Genomic DNA, 16,965 nt, shown 5'->3' with positions numbered 1-16,965 from the left:
ACTCCCCACCGCTGCGCAGCCGCCGGAAAAACCACACTCCAGGAGCACCCACCGGGCCAATCGGCGTAAATTCGCGGCCACATCTGGCCGCAGTCCCTTTCGGGCCTCCCCCGCGCTCCTGTGCGACCACATTCCCTGCTGTGCAGCATTCTTACCGAATTACCACTTAAAGCCTCAGCGAGAATACCTTGTTCCGCATTTGACTCATTGCTTTAAAATTCGGCGGCCATCGCGTGGCATGTTCCCCGGATAGCGGGCTGCAAGACGGCGCCCCAGGGAGGTTGTGAACTACTTCGATCGACTCGAAGATCCCCCGGGCGACGGCTTCCGGTCACACGCTAATGGAGCTCCAGCCATATCCACCCAGGTGATACGGCTACTGGTGGTGCGTACTTGTGCCCCACTCCTGATCCCGAGTGCCGGAAGGAACCACCCGCGCGACGCATCGCCCGCGAAGGCGGAGATTTCACCAGGCAACATCAAAATCCGGATGTTGCCACCTGACCAGCACGTTTCTTACGCACTCCGACAGCGGATTTCCCGGTGGTTACCAAAAAAACGCTGCTAAAACGGAGGCTCCTCGTTCTACGATGAGCGTCAGGGCGGTATCCACGATTCGGAGTTGAGTGCTATGAAGGGACAATTCCCGCCGGAAATCGATATGACCACCCCCAGCATCGCGCGGATGTACGACTACCTTCTCAAAGGCAAGGACAACTTTGCCTGTGACCGCACCGCGATCGATGCCATGACCGAAGATCTTCCCGAAGTCGTGGCACTGGCGTTAGATAACCGCGCCTACTTGGGAAGAGCGGTGAACTACGTTGCGCGTGAGACGGGGGTGAGCCAGTTCCTCGACCTTGGCGCCGGTCTGCCTACCGCTGAAAACACCCACCAGATCGTGCAACGGGCCGTTCCCGGCGCACGGGTGGTCTACGTCGACAACGATCCCATCGTCTTGGCGCACGGGCGGGCCATTCTGGCCGACAACCCCGCAACCACGGTCATCACCGCCGACATCCGTGACCCCGAGACGATCCTGACCTCCTCCAAAACCACGGAGCTGATCGACTTCGACCGGCCCGTGTGTGTCATGTTGGTGTCCCTGTTGCACTGCATCCCCGACGCCGACGACCCCTTTGGCATCGTGGAACGCCTCTTCGAGCGGCTCGTCCCCGGCTCCTACCTGGTGTATTCCCATATCGTCAGCGATGATGAGGAGGTGGCGCGCGACCTCACCGAGCGAGTACACGCCGAGGGGACCGAATGGGGGCGGGTTCGTTCGCCGGAGGAAGCGGCGAGGGTGTTCGACCGGTTGAAGGTGGTCGAGCCCGGACAAGTCGAGTGCTCGACGTGGCGCCACCCCCACCGGATGCCTTCCCGCACCCCTCACGACCCCACCCACCGGCTGTGGGAGCACGCCGGCGTCGGCTACAAGCCATAAGTGCCTCTCCCTCGCTTCGCGCAAGCACGGGCCTGATGCCCTCGCTCTGCCGCGCCGGAACACCGTGAACGTGGGAAGGCTTCAGGCGCAAAGCGCGCGCCGGGCGTGGCGACCGCTCACTCCCTCCTGTTTTAACTACGATTAGCACATGCAGTGGTACTTTCCGTCGTTGTGGGGCGAGGGCGAAGCACAAGGTGCATGAGCTGGCGATAACCCAAAACGTCGTCGACGCTGTGCGCGAGCGCACCGGCGACGCCGACGTACGCGCCGTCGCCTTGGAGATCGGGAAGCTCTCCGGGGTGGTCGCCGACTCGGTGCGTTTCTGCTTTGAGTTGGTAGCCGAGGGAACCCCGCTGGAGCGGGCGACCCTGACGATCACGGAGCCCGCTGGTCAGGCCCGTTGCCGCACCTGCGGCGACGAATTCGACGTCGACGATCTGATCGCGCTGTGCGCCTGCGGGAGCGCCGACATCACCGTTGCCCGCGGTAAGGAGCTGCGCGTGACATCAGTGGAGGTGCGGTAGCGACATGTGCGCCACTTGTGGCTGTTCCGACGACACCGGAACACGGATTACGGCTTTGCCGGTGGGTGGCCCCGCCGACGAGGGCAGTGCGTCCCCCGAAGACCACGGTCATGGGCACGGCCACGGTCATGGGCACGAACACGACCATGGGCACAGCCATGAGCATGACCATGCCCATGAGGTGGGCGGCGATGAGCATGCGCACACGGTGCTGCTAGAGCAGCGCATCCTGGCCAAGAACGACAAACTGGCCGAGGAGAACCGGGCATGGCTGGGCGAGCGCGCCATCCTGGCGGTAAACCTCATGAGTTCCCCCGGCTCAGGCAAGACCACCTTGCTGGAGCGCACGGTGACAGACCTGAACGGCGAACCCCCCGTAGCGGTAATCGAGGGCGATCAGGAGGGCCATCTCGACGCGCGGCGCATCCGCCGCATGGGATGCGAGGTGGTGCAGATCAACACCGGCTCCGGCTGCCACCTCGACGCGGAGATGCTGCGCGACGGTCTGGCGGCGCTGGGCCCACGGCAGCAGTCTGTGGTCGTCGTCGAAAACGTCGGCAATCTCGTCTGCCCAGCACTGTTCGACCTCGGTGAGGGCGCTCGCGTGGTGGTCATGTCGGTCACCGAAGGCGCCGACAAACCCACGAAATACCCGCACATGTTCCGAGCAGCCGACCTGGTGCTGCTCAACAAGATGGATCTGCTGCCCTACCTGGACTTCGACGTTGACCACTTCACCGCGCTCACTCGACGCCTTAACCCCGAGGTGACCATCCAGCAGGTCAGCGCCACGCGGGGCGACGGGATGCCCGAATTCTACGCTTGGCTGGGTGCTCGAGTGAGCGCGTGAACGGCCGGCGTCTCCTCACTCCTCGGTGGACTGTTCCTCCAGCTTGAGGCCGACACCGAGGGCCATGAACGTCGGCGCCCACTCGCCGATGAACAGTCCCCACCGCTCGGCGCGCGCGGTGTTGGCTCTATCGCCCCCACTTCTGGAGGCGAACCAGGCCAGGATGGTCAGCCCGATGGAGCAGAAGCCGGCCGCGTAGGCCATATCCGACGTGATACCGGCTTCCCGGAGCTTTTTGAGCATAGGGTTCTCCTCTTGACTCTGTGTCGCCTGTGGTGCGGCTGCCGGCACGATGGGGCCGCGCCGCTTCAGCAGGGCCGACTACCCGTCGACCGGCGAAACACAACACACAGCCACCCCGCAACGCGCACGTGGCGGGTGTCGACGGTCCTGTTCGGTGAAGGGCACCGTGTTCGGCGTTATTACCCCAGCTCAAGAATGGAAAGCCCGTTTCTGGGCAGACGGCGAACAGCGGAAGCCTTACGAAAGGGAGCTGACCATGTTGGGAATCCCTGAGCAGCAACGGGCGGAAGCGGCCGAAACATCCACCGCGGAAGCGTCAACCGCCGACCTGGTTAAACAGGCGTCGGAGCAGATCTCCCACCTGGTCCGCGAGGAGCTTCGACTGGCGCAACTGGAGATGCGTCAGAAAGGCAAGCGCGCCGGTAGCGGAATCGGCATGTTCGGCGTGGCCGCCGTGGTCGCACTGAGTGGAGTCGGGGCGCTGGTCGCCGGGCTGGTCCTCCTGTTGGCGTTGGTGCTGCCCGCCTGGGGAGCGGCACTCATCGTGGCGGGGGCGCTACTGGTGATCGCTGGCGTGCTCGCCAGTATCGGCGGACAGCAGCTCAAACGGGCCACGCCGTTGAAGCCGGAAGAGACGCTGAACAGCGTGCAGGCCGACATGACGGCGATCAGGGAAAGGGCACGCTGATGACCAGGAGCATGACTGAGTACAGCCCCGATGTCGAGTACCGTCCGGGCCGGCCGTTGAATGAGGCCGAGCTGCTGCGCGCCGAGATCTCGCATACCCGCGCCGAACTCGGCGACACGGTCGAGGCGTTGGCCGCCAAGGCGGACGTGAGGACGCGGGCTCGTGAGGAGGCCAAGCGCGCGGTGGGCGTGGCCCGTTCCCGCGTCAGCCGGCCGTTGACGCGGCGGCAGCTCACCGTGGCCGCGGTGAGCGCGGGTCTATTGGCGGGACTGATCGCCGCCGCTGTGACCAAAAAACGGCACGTGGGGTGAGACAGCCGGTCAACCGGTGAGGGACGTCGACCGCAGCGCGCCGTCGACCGGGGGCCGGTGGGCGCAGCACCGCTCAGGCGTGGCTGCGGCCACCGGACAACGGGACCCACAGGCCACGGTGGCCAGAGGTCACCTTCGGCAGGCGCCGACCCGGAAGGAGCGAAACGGGGGAAGCTGTGGTTCGACGGCGAACCCCGAGACCTCGTAGCGCCGGCCGGTGAAGATCGGCCCGGCGTAGAGACACCAAGGGCTCCACGTGGTGTTGACGACGGAGACCGTCCCGCTGAGCCCACCTTCGCCCAGGTCGGGCTCGGCGACGTCGAAGGCGTAGAAGCGCCCTTCAAAGAAGGGGTCGTCCCAGATACACAGCTTGTTGTGGGGGCACTGCCGCAGCCCGGCCGCGGCCGGCGCGGCCGGGGCCAGTACCGCGCTCAGGGCGGCGAGGGCGAGCCCCACCGAGATCCCGCCGACCCCTTGGCGCATCGCGGCCCCTCCTGATCCATCGGCTCTGTGGGAGGGAAACTATCCCAAGACACCGGGTGTCAAAACCACTACGGTGCGCTATTTGTTCTGGCCGTGCGACGGTCCCCCCGGCACCCTCGCTTGCTGGGGCTCCTCCGTGGGCGCACCTCGCCACGTGCACGAGCCGCCGCTTCCTTGACAGCTCCGGCGGCCGAAAACGGGGGAGGCGCCCCCACCGACGGCGGCGAGGACGCCGTCCCCCGGCGCGGCTACCGCCGGTTCGCGGTCCGGACGAGTAGGGGCGTGGGGCTAGAACCGGAAGACGTTATCGGATTCGACGGCGGCCAGGCAGCGGTTGTTGTAGGTGTGCTTGAAATGGGCGGGCTCGTTGAACCAGTGACCCTTCACCTCGACCGTCACCGGCCGGACAACGGCCGGGCAGACGGCCGCCGGGTCGGTCGGAAGCTGGTCGAATTCACCGCCGACCTGCCACAGCGACTCGCAGGCGGCCTCGGGCGTGGGGTGGGTGCCGCCGTGGGGGTAGCACTCCAGCGTGGCCCGGGCGATCGCCGTGGGGGGCACCGCTGCGGTTGGGTCGTCGAGGGTGATGCCCGCCTCGTACATAACCATGGTGTAGCTCGCGTTGGGGGCGGGCAGGGGCTCGAAGGGCGACTCGGCCGCCGCGGGCGTGGCGGCCACCGCCACGGCACCCATGACTAGGGCCGCCAGCGTGCCGAAGAGCTTCGCTGTTCGCATCGGGTTTCCTTTCGTGGTCGGGGGATGAAGGAAACTGCTCCGCGGCGGTTCCGGCCGGTGCCGCGCTGGAGGCGCGGGGGATGCGCGCCACTGCGCGTGGGGGATGCCCAACGACCGGGACACCGCACAGTGAGCAGCGACCACGATAGGTGAAGACATTACCTTCGTAAATAAGGATTAGTTTCCTATTGTGGACATTTTGCGGCGTTTACTGATCTCGGGGTGGTGGGGCCGGCGGCTGGGGCGAGGCGGCCCCAACCCAGCCGTGACTCGGTTCCCTGCGCCGGCCCACACGACCGCTGCCGAGCCGGGTCAGCAGATCCGGGGCAGCGGGTCACCGATGAGGACGTCGACGATACGGGTACCGCCGAACTCGGTTTTGAGCAGCACCAGAGTGGGCGGGTCGTCCTTGATAGTGCCGATGACGGCGGCGTCTTGGCCCAGGGGGTGGCGACGCAGCGCCGCTACCGCGGTGTCGGCCTCAGCGCCGTCCACCACGGCCACCATGCGCCCCTCACAGGCCACATACAGCGGGTCGATCCCCAGGATTTCGCTGGCCCCGCGCACCTCGGGGCGCATGGGCACGGCGCTCTCGTCAACGACCACCGCCGTCTCGGAGGCGGTGGCGATCTCGTTGAGGATCGTGGCCACTCCCCCGCGGGTGGCATCGCGCAGACACCGCACCCCGCTGGTGGCCGCCAGCAGGTCACGCACCATCTCGTGCATCGGCGCGGTGTCGGACTCGATGTCGGACTCGATGTCCAACTCGCCGCGGGCCAGCATGATCGTCACCCCATGGTCGCCCACCGGCCCGGAGACGATGACAGCGTCACCGGGCCGGGCGCGTCCCGGCCCCAGCGCCAAGTCGTGCTCGACAACGCCGACCCCGGAGGTGTTGATGTAGCAACCGTCACCCTTGCCGCGCTCCACCACCTTGGTGTCGCCGGTGACGACGCGAACGCCGGCCCGCTCGGCGGCCTGGGCCATGGAGTCGATCACCCGCCGCAACTCGTGGGTGGGCAGCCCCTCCTCCAGGATGAACCCGGCCGAGAGGTACAGCGGGCGGGCGCCGGCCATCGCCAGGTCGTTGACGGTGCCATTGACGGCGAGGTCACCGATGTCGCCTCCCGGGAAGAACAGCGGCGAGACCACGAACGAGTCGGTGGTGAAGGCGAGTCGCCCGCCCTCGGCGGGAACACCGGCGGCGTCGTCGAGCCGCTCCAGCACGGGGTTGCGGAAAGCGTCGAGGAACATCGCCTCGACCAGGGTCTGCGTGGCCTTGCCGCCCGCACCGTGGGCCAGCGTGATGCGCTCGTCTTTGACCTTTGGTTTGCGCCGTCGCGCCCGGTCGATCCGGTCGAGGACCTGCTGTTCCCGATCGGAGGTGCGGCCCGTGGCCGGCGGGTGGCCGTCGATGTGGTCGGCGTGCTCGGCCACAGCCCGCTGCGCCCACTCGGCGTAACGATGCCCGGTGCTCATGCGCGGGTCGCCTCCTTCACCCGGTCGCGCTCGAACCGGCCGTAGTTGTAGTAGGCGGCGCAGGCCCCCTCGGAAGAAACCATGCAGGTGCCGATCGGGGTTTCGGGGGTGCAGGCGGTACCGAACACCTTGCACTCCCAGGGCTTGAGCACCCCTTTGAGGACCTCGCCGCATTGGCAGGCCTTCGGGTCGGCCACCCGCACACCGGGCAGGTCAAAGGCGCGTTCGGCGTCGAAGCGGGCGTAGTCCTCGCGCATGCGCAGCGCTGAGTGGGAGATGAAACCCAACCCGCGCCATTCGAAATAGGGGCGCAGTTCCATGGTGTCGCTGATGGCGCGCAGCGCCACCTGGTTGCCCTCCCAGGGCACCACACGGCCGTACTGGTTCTCGACTTCGCAGCGTCCCTCGTTGAGCTGGCGCAGCAGCATGTAGATGGACTGTAGGATGTCCAGCGGCTCGAATCCGGCCACCACGAGCGGCTTGTGGTAGTCGCGGGCGATGAACTCATAAGGCCGGCAGCCGATGACGGTCGAAACGTGGCCGGGGCCGAGGAAACCGTCCAGGCGCAGGTCGGGCGAGTCCAGGATCGCCTTGATGGCCGGGATGATCGTGACGTGGTTACAAAAGACCGAGAAGTTGTCCACGCCCTCTTCGGCGGCGCGCAGCACGGTCATGGCCGTGGAGGGCGTCGTCGTCTCGAAGCCGATGGCCATGAACACGACCTGCTGGTCAGGTCGTTGCTTGGCGAGCTTCAAGGCGTCCAGCGGCGAGTAGACCATTTTGATGGTGGTGCCGTCGGCGTTGGAGTCGATGAAGGACTTGGTGCCGCCGGGAACGCGCATCATGTCGCCGAACGAGGTCATGATGACGTCGGGCTGTTGGGCGATGTGGATGGCGTCGTCGACCCGCCCCATCGGGATGACGCACACCGGGCAGCCGGGGCCGTGCACGAGTGTGATGTTGTCGGGAAGGTAGTCCTCCAGACCGTGCTTGTAGATGGTGTGGGTGTGCCCGCCGCATACCTCCATGAACTTGTAGTGCCGCCCTGGCTCACACAGGTCGGCGATCTTGGCCGCCAGTGCCTCAGCCTGTTCCGCGTCGCGGTACTCGTCGACGAACCGCATCCTCGGAACCACCCCCTCCTGGTATGTCAGCGGCCCCGTCGGGGCCGCTATTCGATATGCGACTGGCGCAGCGCGTCGAGTTCGTCCTCGTAGTCCTGGCCGATCCCCTTGAGGAAGTCCAGGGCCGCCTGCGCCTCGCGCTCGTCGATCTTGGAGAGGGCGAAGCCGACGTGGATGAGAATCCAGTCGCCGGGCCCCACCGCCTCCTCGCCCTCCAACAGGCCGATGTTGATGACCCGGCGGACGCCGCTGACGTCCACCTTGGCTAGGTCGGAGCGGTCCTCACGGACCTCGACGACCTCACCGGGGATGCCCAGGCACATCAGCTACATCCTCCGAATCCGCATGTACCGTTTGATGTCGGGAAACAGCACAATCAGCAGTACGACTGCCAGGCTCAGCGGCAGTAGGAGCAAAAACCACATCCACCACTTCATGACTGTCCTTTCGATGTCGCCAGGTCGCAGACGGTGCGGACGGCGACGTCCACCGCGCCGGCGACCTCTTCACTCAGTCCCATGCGCTCCTCGACACAGGACGGTTCACAGGCCACGACGTAGACCCGGCCCAGGCTGCCGCCCATGGCCCGGACGAGGCTGAGCACACCCTCCGGGCGCAGGTCATGGGCATCGAGGAGTGCGTCGTGGCCCTGATGCTCCTCGCCGTCCTCGCTCTCGGGCGCGGCTTCGATGACGTAGACGGTTCCGGGGTCGCCGCCGCGCGGGGCCGCGTCGACCATGATCACCGGGTCGTAGCCGTTGAGGAGCTCGTAGGCCAGGTGAACGCCGCGGATACCGAAGTCCTCGACATGGACCCCGGCGAGTTGCTCTTGGCCGGCCAGGCGCCGCGCGACCTCGACGCCGAAACCGTCGTCGCCGAGGAAAATGTTGCCGATACCGGCGACGAGCGGGCGCGCACTCACCGCTGTCCCCCTTCTGTGGCCTGTTCGCACAGCTCCACCTCGTCAGGGGTGAAGTACAGGTACCTGCCGTGGGACTGGTGCAGATCGACGGCGGGGTCGTCGGCAAGGGTCACCGCCAGGTAGGTGCCGCCGTCGACGTCGAAGAACACCCCTTCCACCATGGCCTGGCGGCCGGCGAGGAACATGTCGTGAACGTCGGCGCGGCGGTTGCCGGGACGCAGCACCACCGTGCTGCCCTTCATGGCGGTCCCCCCGGCGATAGGGACGCTGTCGGTCTCGGGCGAGACCGAAGCGTCCTGACCTGGGTCCCACCAGGGCGTCTCGTGGTGGATCACGCTGGCTGGCCCGGACGGGGGCGGTGCCGCGGATTCGGCAGGGCCCTGCCCCGGCTCGGGTTCGACACCGGCCACGTCGCGCAGGTAGCGCATCGCGCCGTGCAAGCGTTCAAGCATCTCGGGAGGCAGCGAGTCGACGTGGTCGATGATGCGCGCGGCCCGCATGTCGGTGGCGCGGGCCTCGCGCTTCTCCTCCTCGGTCAGAGTCATGGTGCGCAACGTGAGGATCTCGTCGATCTCGGTGCCGTCGCACAGGTCGGTCGGGCTCTCCGGAGCGACCTCGGGATAGTCGTAGAGGATGATCGGCGCCGAGAGCATCAGGTCACAGCGGCCGGGTTCACCGATCAGCACCGGCCACGTGTGCAGGTTCTCGCAGTGGCCGGCCGCCTGGGCCGCCCGCTCTGGCGGCTCCAGCAGCGACAGAAACGACGCGCCGGAGACCGACAGCAAGGTGTGGGCTGAGACCAGCGAGTCGAGCAGCATCGCGTTGCGCCCCGCCCCGGGCGTGCGCTCGGGCGTGTGGTTGGTTACGCGGACCCGCAGCTTGTGCAGGTGGTGCGGGCCGGGGATCGGCTCGGTGGTGAGCTCGATAGCGCCGCGCAGCGGGTGGCCGCGCAGCACCGCGCCGTCGCTGGTGTGCTCACCGCCGGGGAACTCGAAGGGCACGCTGGTGGCAGTGGCCTCGCTGGTGACCGTTGCGGCGGTGTCGATCTCGCGCAGGGTGCCCTCCTCCCATTGTGCCGGCGCGTGGGTGTCCTCCTCGCCGGCGGCGGGAAAGCGGGTGTGGACCTGCATGAAACGCACGCGCACGTCGACGCGGGCGGGCTCCTCAGCCTCGATGAGACATTCGGTCTGGGCGAACGAGGGCTCGCCCGTGGTGGCCCCAGGCGGCGCCAATACCCCGAACTGCCAGCGCACCTGGTTCTTGACGGCCGAAGCACGGTAGGGATAGAGAACGTAGCCCTCGAACAGCACCGTGTCGGCGACCTTGCGTGCCAGGTCGAAACTCACGTCTGCACCTCCCCGGCCTTGTCCAGCAGTGTCAGCAAAGCGTCATCCCAGTTGGGCAGGGTGTGGCGCGTTTTGAAGGCGTGGACGGCGTCGAGCGTGTCGCGGCGCACCCGCATCCACCCGCTATCGGGGAAGTAGAGGTCCATCATTTCCTGCCACACCCGCACCGGCAGGTCGTAGCTGGCCTCGTGATCCCAGGGCACGGGGTCGATGGTGAAGCCAGTGGCGGTGCGGCGGAACACGGTGCCGCTGAACAGGAACAGCAGCGGGATCTCGCCGTCGTCGAGGGCGTGGAAGTACTTCGCCGAGGAGACCTCGAAGTCGTAGGTGCAGGGCACCCGCAGATCGATCTCGGTTGTGGCGTTGAAGCCGGGCACGAGTACGAACAGGTCGGCGAACCGCAGCGGACGCAGGGTCTGACTCCACCGTTCGGCCACCCCGAAGAGGTCGTGGAGGCGCTCGGTCTCGGCTTGGCCGTAACGGCGCCGGCGGGGCTGGATCTGGATCTCGCACCGCAGGGCGATGTTGTGCACCGGCCGCTGCTGCGCCTCGGTGATGCGCAGCCGAAAACTCAGGGTCGGGGTGGCCGCGTAGGGCTCTGCCCGACCGTCGCGGCACTCGAAGGTGACGCCGGCGGCCTCAGCCTGAGTCTGTGTGGCGGTCGGCTCCGACGTTTCTCCCCCGGTCTCGGAGACGGGCGAAGAAAGCGTCGATGGCGTTCCATACCTCTTGTCCACCGTCGAATCCCTTCCAGTGCAGCCGGATCAGGCCGACCAGCTCGTAACAGAGGTCAATCGGGACGAGAAAGCAGTGAAAGCCGTCGTCGTGGCGGCGCAGCAGCAGCGCCTCGACATCGGCGGCCAGGTCGGCGAAAGCGGGGTTGGCCGTGCGCAGTCCCTCGGCGGCTGCCAAGGGCAGCAGGGACTCGGTGGCCCCGGCGGGGCTCGGATAGCAGGTGACCATGCGCCCCTGCTTGGAGTTGTGGAAGAAAAACGCTATCCCCACCGGGATCTGCAACTCCTCCCACTGCGCCTGCGATATGGGAAACGCCAGGTCGTAGCGGCAACGCTCGGGCACGGCCCGGTAGCGGCCCCCGGCCGCGCCCTCGCTGGTGAACAGCAGATAGCAGCCGCGGCAGGCGCACATGACGCTGCGCTTATCCAGGTCGGCGATGTGGGAGTGGTGCTCCCCCAACGGCTCGGCGCACATCTCGCAGCGCTCTCCCGGCACCGGTGCGGCCTTGGGTTCAAGGAAGCGGCGCAGGCCGGCCGGCGATGTGGCACCGGCCGGGCTGCGCTGCGCGGAGACGGGCGTGTCTGCCCCGCTCATACGGCCACTCCGCGTGGCGCGGCGGAATCGGAGGCGCTGTCGTGGGCACGCACCGACTCCAGTGGGACAAACCCCTCATAGGAGGGGGCCGTGGTGAGCCCCTCGACCTCCACGGCCGAAATCTCGGGGGCCAGCTCGGCGATGGCCCGCTCAATGGACAGCTTCACCGTGGCTGCCGAGGACGGACAGCCGTCACAGTTGCCCTGTAGCCGCAGCCGCACCGTGTCGTCGTCCACGGCGACCAACTCGACCCCGCCGGCGTGGGAGCCAAGGTAGGGCCGCACCCGGTCCAACGCCCGCTGCACCCGGGTGGTGGTGTCCACCGGGTGCAGGCCGTGCAGGATCAGCAGGCCGGCCACCAGATCGTCCTCGACCAGGCGCTCCTGCAAGGCCGACCCGTGCTGGCCGTCGGCGGCGACGGTGGCCATGATGTGCTCCAGGCCCGTGCCGTAGAGCTCGACGAGCAGCCGCACGACCTCCTCGGCGCGTTCACCGGCCGTGGGGTCGATGCCGGCGAGCTCGGCCAGCAGGGCCTCGACGCGCTCGCTGGTCTCGTTCAGCCCGCTTCCAGCCGTCATCTCGTTTCACCCCTCCTCGTGTGGGTGCCTCGCCGGTGTCAGGCGCTGTCGCCGAATGCGGTGGGCGTGTGCAGCTTGCGCAGGGTCTTGCCGTTGCCCGTGTACATGTGCACCCCGCACGGCAGGCACGGGTCGAAGCTGCGGATGGTGCGCATGATGTCGATGCCCTTGAAGTTGTCCGGATCGTTCTCCTCGAAGATCGGGGTGTTTTGCACCGCGTCTTCGTAGGGCCCGGGTGTGCCGTAGACGTCACGGACACTGGCGTTCCACGGTGTGGGCGGGTAGGGGTGGTAGTTGGCGATCTTGCCGTCGCGGATGACCATGTGGTGCGACAGCACCCCGCGCACCGCTTCGGTGAAGCCGCAGCTAATGGCCTCGTCGGGCACCTCGAACGGCGCCCAGGTGTCGGTGTTGCCCGAGCGCACCTCGGCCAGGGCCTGCTCGGCGAAGTGCACGGCCGCCGCGGCGGCGTAGGCCTGGAAGTAGGTGCGGGCGCGGTTGCGTTCCAGGGCGTTGCTCCACTGCGGGATGCGCCACTCGAACGTGGTCTCGGGCTTGGTGGCGGTGCGCGGCAGGTTGATGCGCACGCTGTGTCCGGTGGCCTGCACATAGCCGCCGATGTCGACCAGGCCCGACAGGGCGGTCGACCACAGCCGGGCGATAGGGCCTCCGCCGGTGTCCAGCGGCAGGTGGTTGGTGCCGTCGAACCAGCGCGGCGACATCACCCAACTGTAGTTATTGTCGAAGTCGCGCTTTTGCGGGCGCGGCAGCGTGTGCTGGTTCCAGGGGTGACGCCGGTCGATGGGGTTGCCCAGCGGGTCGCGGGTCACGAACATCTCCTGGTCGTTCCAGTCGTCGTAGTAGGAACTGCCCAGCAGGATGCGCATGCCCAGGTTGATGTCGACGAGGTCGTTGGTCACCAACTGGCCGTCGACGATGATGCCCGGCGTCACGAACATCTTGCGGCCCCACTGCGACATGTTCTCGTAGGAGTAGTCGCAGTGAGCGGGGTCGTTGAGGGCCCCCCAGCAGCCCAGCAGGATTCTGCGCTGGCCGACCTGCTCGTAGCCGGGCAGCGCTTCGTAGATGAAGTCGAAAAGGTCGTCGTGCATGGGCACGACCCGCTTCATGAACTCCACGTAGCGCATCAGCCGCGTCAGGTAGTCAGTGAAGACCTGCGTCGTGGCGTGGGTTCCCACACCGCCGCCGTACAGGGTGGAGGGATGGACGTGGCGCCCCTCCATGAGGGTGAACATCTCGCGGGTCACGCGGCTTTGCTGTAGCGCTTCCCGGTAGAACTCGCCTTCGAGCGGGTTGAGCGCGCGCATGATGTCGGCGATGGTGCGGTAGCCGTGCGCGCCGGCGTTGGGCGCCTCGGTGCGCTCGGCCAACTCCAGCACGCCGGGGTTGGTTTCGCGGACCATGCGCTCGCAGTAGTCCACCCCGACCAGGTTTTCCTGGTAGATGGTGTGGTCGAACATGTACTCGGCGGCCTCGCCGAGGTTGAGAATCCACTCGCCAACCGGCGGGGTCTTGACCCCGTAGGCCATGTTCTGGGCGTAGACGGAGCAGGCCGCGTGGTTGTCACCGCAGATACCGCAGATGCGGCTCGTGATGAAGTGGGCGTCGCGCGGGTCCTTGCCCTTCATGAAGATGCTGTAGCCACGGAAGATCGACGAGGTGCTATGGCACTGCACGACCTGCTTCTGCTTGAAGTCGATCGTGGTGTAGACCCCCAGGCTGCCCACGATTCTGGTGATGGGGTCCCAGGACATGTCGACCAACTGTTGGGTGGTCTCTTCCTTAGCTGGTCTCTTGGCGGTCTCGGTCATCGCGTCTGGGCCTTTCTGACGGTTGGTGCGGGTGATGAGTCGGTGCCGAAGCGCCTCACCAGTGCGGCTGGTAGCCGGTGGTCAGCTTCGGCTCGGGGTGGTGCCACTTGGGTTCCTTGTCGACCGTTTGCATGGTGATCGAGCGCAGCTTGCGGATCAGCCCGCCGTAAGAGCTGCTGAAGGCGGTCGAGACCTTGCCGCCGGGAGGCTCGTCCATGAACGGCATGAACTTGTCGGGGAATCCGGGCATGGTGCAGGCGATGCAGATACCGCCGACGTTGGGGCAACCGCCCAGGCCGTTGATCCAGCCGCGCTTAGGCACGTTGCAGTGCACCACCGGCCCCCAGCAGCCGATCTTGACCAGGCACAGCGGTGAGCCGTACTCGGTGGCGAACTGTCCCTGCTCGTAGTAGCCGCCCCGGTCGCAGCCCTCGTGGACGGTGGCACCGAACAGCCAGGTGGGGCGCAGTGCGTCATCGAGCGGGATCATCGGCGCGTTGCCGGCGAGCTGCTGGAGCACATACAGCAGCGTCTCGGCCATGTTGTCGGGGTGGACCGGGCAACCGGGCACGTTGACGATGGGCAAGCCCGCCTTGGAGCGCCACTCCCAGCCGAGGTAGTCGGCCACCCCCATCGCGCCGGTGGGGTTGCCCTCCATGGCGTGGATACCGCCATAGGTCGCGCACGTACCGGCGGCCATGATGGCCGTGGCCTTGGGCGCGAGCCGGTCGAGCCATTCGCTGGTGGTGATGGGTTGACCGGTCTGCGGGTCGTTGCCGAACCCGCACCAGTACCCCTCGGACTTGATCTTCTCGTTGGGCACCGAGCCCTCGACGACGAGCACGAACGGGTCCATCTCGCCGCGTTCGGCCTTGAAGAACCACTCGATGAAGGTGTCGGCGCCCTGCTCAGGGCCGCTGTCGAAGTCGATGAGCGGCCAGTGCACGTCGACCTTGGGCAGTCCTGGGATCGCGCCAAGGAGAATCTCTTCGATCGTGGGCTGGGTGGCCGAGGTCAACGCCACGGAATCGCCGTCGCAACTGAGTCCGGCGTTGATCCAGAGAATGTGCACAACGGGTTCTTCGGTCTCGGTAGGTCTGCTGACCTGCGTCTCGGTGGTACTCATGCGGATACCTCTCCGATCGACACGCCGCCACCGCCGGCGACGTCCTCCCGGCGCGGCGTCGCCTCCAAGGCCCGCGCCGTCATCTCCCACAACAGGTGGTAGATCGTCGTCTGCGCCTCCTGGATGCGGTGCACCGACGACGACGGAACGACGAACAGGTGATCGATACTGTCCAGTTCGGCGAACCGCCCACCCTTGTAGCCGGCCAACCCGACCGTGAGCAGGCCCCGATGGCCGGCCTCGGCCAGCGCAGCGACGACATTGGCCGAACCGCCGCTGGTGGATAGCCCCATGGCGATGTCGCCCGGCCGGGCCAACGCCGCGATCTGGCGGGAGAACACCGCCTCGAAACCAACGTCGTTGGACAGCGCCGTGACGAGGGCGACATCGCCGGTCAGCGACAGCGCCGGCAGCGCCGGGCCCCGCGGCGGGTGCAGGAATGTGGTGGCCACGTCAACGGCGTCGGTGCTGCTGCCCCCGTTGCCGAACACATAGAGCCGAGCCCCGGCGGCGAAACGACCGGCCATAGCTATGGCGCAGCGGGCCACCTCGTCGCCGCACTCGGCACCGATGTCGCGGCGCAGCGCCACAATCTCCATCGCCTTGTCGACTGTGGAGCGGCGCACCTCAGCCATGACCGAGTCGAGGTCACGGCCAGTGCCACCGTTGAGAAAGGGGTAGAGTCCGTGGCCGTCCTCGGCATGACCCGGGAGGCTGTCAGATGTCATAGTCGTGGCTCTCCTCGACACGGGAGATGGCTTCCTTGGCGTGGACGAGGACCTGATCGCCCGGGGCAGCTTCGACAAGGGCCACGCTGATCTGCTCCAGCGAGGTGCCGGTGTCGACCAGGGCCATGCGGTCGGCCAGCAGCCGTACGACGCGCACCGCGACCGCCTGGTCCGAGCAGGTGATGCACACTTCGCCGTCGCAGTGGGCCGCAGCCGAAGACGCCCAGGGCGGCCCAAGGGAATCGGTGTTCACGCCCGTGCCTCCCTCGCAAGCACTCCCGGCTGTTCGAGGAAGACGTGCACCAGCTCCCACAGGATGTGGTACGTGGTCACGTGCACCTCCTTGCAGACGATCGGATCGGTGGCGTCGACGACGAGCGCGTGGTCCACGTCGGCGCCGGCCGCCATCTCCCCGCCGTCGCCGCCGGCCAACGCGACCGTGAGCAGCCCCATCTCAGCCGCGGCCGCCAACCCCTCGACGACGTTGGCGCAGCGGCCGTCCGGCGACACCCCCAGTGCGATGTCGGCGGGTTCGGCGAGGCAGCGCAGTTGGTGGGCGAAGACGTGGGAGAAACCAACGCCGTTGGCGACGTCGGTGATGGTGGCGACGTCGTTGTTGAGCGACAGCGCCGGCAGCGCCGGTTTCCCCACGATCACCGGATGCACGAATTCCACGGCGACATGGTTGGCGTCGGCGCTGGCTCCCCCATTTCCGAAGACGATGAGTTTCCCACCGCGGTGAAAACGCACCGCCATATCCCGGCAGCACCGCGCCACCGTATCGGCCTCATCGGCGAGCCGAGTCGACGCTGCCTCGCGCCCCACCAAAGCGGCGTCGACGCTCGCACGTACCTCCGGAAAAACAGTCACAACAAAAATCCCCCCACGTAAGTCGCCACACTACTCACCGACTGGAAAACAGCGGTGTCCCGCCACCCCTACATCCGGACAAAATTTCAGCGCGCACGGAAACTCCCCGCCTCCGTCAAGAAAACCGATCCGAGACTCTGGAACGAACGTCTGTGCAGCTCATCAGGGCCATTGTCCGTAATGTCCACGACACTAATCCGAGCAGTCTCCAACAGCTCAACCCGACACGCCAAAAATATGAGTCAACGAGAAGTAATAGTGCCCCCATCCTTTCCCGAACGCCCTTCCACTCGGTAGCGACGAACGCCTTCTATCACAGCAGCATCGAAAAGAAAACTTCACGGCTCCGGCGC

22 protein-coding genes are annotated in these 16,965 nt (G+C 66.9%); 5 read left to right on the top strand and 17 right to left on the bottom strand.

Annotation, left to right across the window (positions count from 1 at the left end):
• Positions 1-631: 631 nt before the first annotated feature.
• The 3 genes from ABD848_RS06910 to hypB all read left to right on the top strand — a co-directional run bounded on the left by ABD848_RS06910 (position 632) and on the right by hypB (position 2,818).
• A complete protein-coding gene (locus ABD848_RS06910) occupies positions 632-1,444 on the top strand; it encodes an SAM-dependent methyltransferase (protein WP_344968605.1) in 813 nt (270 codons plus the stop codon).
• Between the two features lie 194 nt (positions 1,445-1,638).
• Positions 1,639-1,968 (top strand): hydrogenase maturation nickel metallochaperone HypA/HybF, encoded by a 330-nt coding sequence (locus ABD848_RS06905; RefSeq protein ID WP_344968603.1) that lies wholly within the window; start codon positions 1,639-1,641, stop codon positions 1,966-1,968.
• Between the two features lie 4 nt (positions 1,969-1,972).
• On the top strand, positions 1,973-2,818 hold the full coding sequence (gene hypB / locus ABD848_RS06900) for a hydrogenase nickel incorporation protein HypB (RefSeq protein WP_344968601.1): 846 nt from the start codon (positions 1,973-1,975) through the stop codon (positions 2,816-2,818).
• A 15-nt stretch (positions 2,819-2,833) separates the two neighbouring features.
• Here the strand turns inward: hypB and ABD848_RS06895 are convergent, their stop codons facing one another.
• Complete coding sequence (locus ABD848_RS06895; protein WP_344968599.1) at positions 2,834-3,061, bottom strand: hypothetical protein; 228 nt, start codon at positions 3,059-3,061, stop codon at positions 2,834-2,836.
• A gap of 256 nt (positions 3,062-3,317) precedes the next feature.
• Between ABD848_RS06895 and ABD848_RS06890 the strand changes: the two genes are divergently transcribed.
• On the top strand, positions 3,318-3,749 hold the full coding sequence (locus ABD848_RS06890) for a phage holin family protein (RefSeq protein WP_344968597.1): 432 nt from the start codon (positions 3,318-3,320) through the stop codon (positions 3,747-3,749).
• A gap of 11 nt (positions 3,750-3,760) precedes the next feature.
• Positions 3,761-4,060, top strand: a complete 300-nt coding sequence (locus ABD848_RS06885; RefSeq protein ID WP_344968595.1) for a DUF3618 domain-containing protein — start codon at positions 3,761-3,763, stop codon at positions 4,058-4,060.
• Between the two features lie 129 nt (positions 4,061-4,189).
• On the opposite strand, the gene ABD848_RS06880 is transcribed toward ABD848_RS06885, so the two are convergent.
• The 16 genes from ABD848_RS06880 to ABD848_RS06810 form a co-directional block, all read right to left on the bottom strand.
• Positions 4,190-4,543, bottom strand: coding sequence for a peptidase inhibitor family I36 protein (locus tag ABD848_RS06880; protein WP_344968593.1), 354 nt, complete (start codon positions 4,541-4,543; stop codon positions 4,190-4,192).
• A 288-nt stretch (positions 4,544-4,831) separates the two neighbouring features.
• Entirely contained in the window at positions 4,832-5,278 is a 447-nt protein-coding gene (locus ABD848_RS06875) for an SSI family serine proteinase inhibitor (RefSeq protein ID WP_344968589.1), read from the bottom strand.
• A 312-nt stretch (positions 5,279-5,590) separates the two neighbouring features.
• Positions 5,591-6,757, bottom strand: a complete 1,167-nt coding sequence (hypE, locus tag ABD848_RS06870; protein ID WP_344968586.1) for a hydrogenase expression/formation protein HypE — start codon at positions 6,755-6,757, stop codon at positions 5,591-5,593.
• Positions 6,754-7,893 carry a hydrogenase formation protein HypD gene (hypD, locus tag ABD848_RS06865; protein ID WP_344968583.1) on the bottom strand — a complete coding sequence of 380 codons (1,140 nt, stop codon included), beginning with the start codon at positions 7,891-7,893 and terminating at the stop codon, positions 6,754-6,756. The genes hypE and hypD overlap by 4 nt, the downstream gene beginning before the upstream one ends.
• 35 nt (positions 7,894-7,928) lie before the next feature.
• Entirely contained in the window at positions 7,929-8,204 is a 276-nt protein-coding gene (locus tag ABD848_RS06860) for a HypC/HybG/HupF family hydrogenase formation chaperone (protein ID WP_344968581.1), read from the bottom strand.
• Positions 8,205-8,207: 3 nt separating this feature from the next.
• On the bottom strand, positions 8,208-8,318 hold the full coding sequence (locus tag ABD848_RS24990; RefSeq protein ID WP_425567458.1) for a DUF6893 family small protein: 111 nt from the start codon (positions 8,316-8,318) through the stop codon (positions 8,208-8,210).
• Positions 8,315-8,803: a hydrogenase maturation protease gene (locus ABD848_RS06855; RefSeq protein ID WP_344968577.1), complete on the bottom strand. Its 489-nt coding sequence runs from the start codon at positions 8,801-8,803 to the stop codon at positions 8,315-8,317. Before ABD848_RS06855 ends, ABD848_RS24990 begins: the two co-directional genes overlap by 4 nt.
• Positions 8,800-10,149 carry a hypothetical protein gene (locus tag ABD848_RS06850; RefSeq protein WP_344968575.1) on the bottom strand — a complete coding sequence of 450 codons (1,350 nt, stop codon included), beginning with the start codon at positions 10,147-10,149 and terminating at the stop codon, positions 8,800-8,802. The genes ABD848_RS06855 and ABD848_RS06850 overlap by 4 nt, the downstream gene beginning before the upstream one ends.
• Entirely contained in the window at positions 10,146-10,886 is a 741-nt protein-coding gene (locus tag ABD848_RS06845; RefSeq protein ID WP_344968572.1) for a DUF6084 family protein, read from the bottom strand. Before ABD848_RS06845 ends, ABD848_RS06850 begins: the two co-directional genes overlap by 4 nt.
• Positions 10,789-11,478 carry a DUF5947 family protein gene (locus ABD848_RS06840; RefSeq protein WP_344968570.1) on the bottom strand — a complete coding sequence of 230 codons (690 nt, stop codon included), beginning with the start codon at positions 11,476-11,478 and terminating at the stop codon, positions 10,789-10,791. The genes ABD848_RS06845 and ABD848_RS06840 overlap by 98 nt, the downstream gene beginning before the upstream one ends.
• Entirely contained in the window at positions 11,475-12,056 is a 582-nt protein-coding gene (locus ABD848_RS06835; RefSeq protein ID WP_344968567.1) for a NifU family protein, read from the bottom strand. Before ABD848_RS06835 ends, ABD848_RS06840 begins: the two co-directional genes overlap by 4 nt.
• 38 nt (positions 12,057-12,094) lie before the next feature.
• Positions 12,095-13,888 carry a nickel-dependent hydrogenase large subunit gene (locus ABD848_RS06830; RefSeq protein ID WP_344968564.1) on the bottom strand — a complete coding sequence of 598 codons (1,794 nt, stop codon included), beginning with the start codon at positions 13,886-13,888 and terminating at the stop codon, positions 12,095-12,097.
• 55 nt (positions 13,889-13,943) lie between these two features.
• Positions 13,944-15,014, bottom strand: a complete 1,071-nt coding sequence (locus ABD848_RS06825) for an NADH-quinone oxidoreductase subunit B family protein (protein WP_344968561.1) — start codon at positions 15,012-15,014, stop codon at positions 13,944-13,946.
• Entirely contained in the window at positions 15,011-15,742 is a 732-nt protein-coding gene (locus ABD848_RS06820; RefSeq protein ID WP_344968559.1) for a D-sedoheptulose-7-phosphate isomerase, read from the bottom strand. Before ABD848_RS06820 ends, ABD848_RS06825 begins: the two co-directional genes overlap by 4 nt.
• Positions 15,732-15,995 (bottom strand): HypC/HybG/HupF family hydrogenase formation chaperone, encoded by a 264-nt coding sequence (locus ABD848_RS06815; protein WP_344968557.1) that lies wholly within the window; start codon positions 15,993-15,995, stop codon positions 15,732-15,734. The genes ABD848_RS06820 and ABD848_RS06815 overlap by 11 nt, the downstream gene beginning before the upstream one ends.
• Entirely contained in the window at positions 15,992-16,612 is a 621-nt protein-coding gene (locus ABD848_RS06810; protein ID WP_344968555.1) for a D-sedoheptulose-7-phosphate isomerase, read from the bottom strand. The genes ABD848_RS06815 and ABD848_RS06810 overlap by 4 nt, the downstream gene beginning before the upstream one ends.
• Positions 16,613-16,965: the final 353 nt, after the last annotated feature.

Source organism: Salinactinospora qingdaonensis (assembly GCF_039539445.1).
In the GTDB taxonomy this organism is placed as follows: domain Bacteria; phylum Actinomycetota; class Actinomycetes; order Streptosporangiales; family Streptosporangiaceae; genus Salinactinospora; species Salinactinospora qingdaonensis.
The sequence above is the reverse complement of the archived record's forward strand: the minus strand, read 5'-3'. Positions and strand labels throughout refer to the sequence as shown.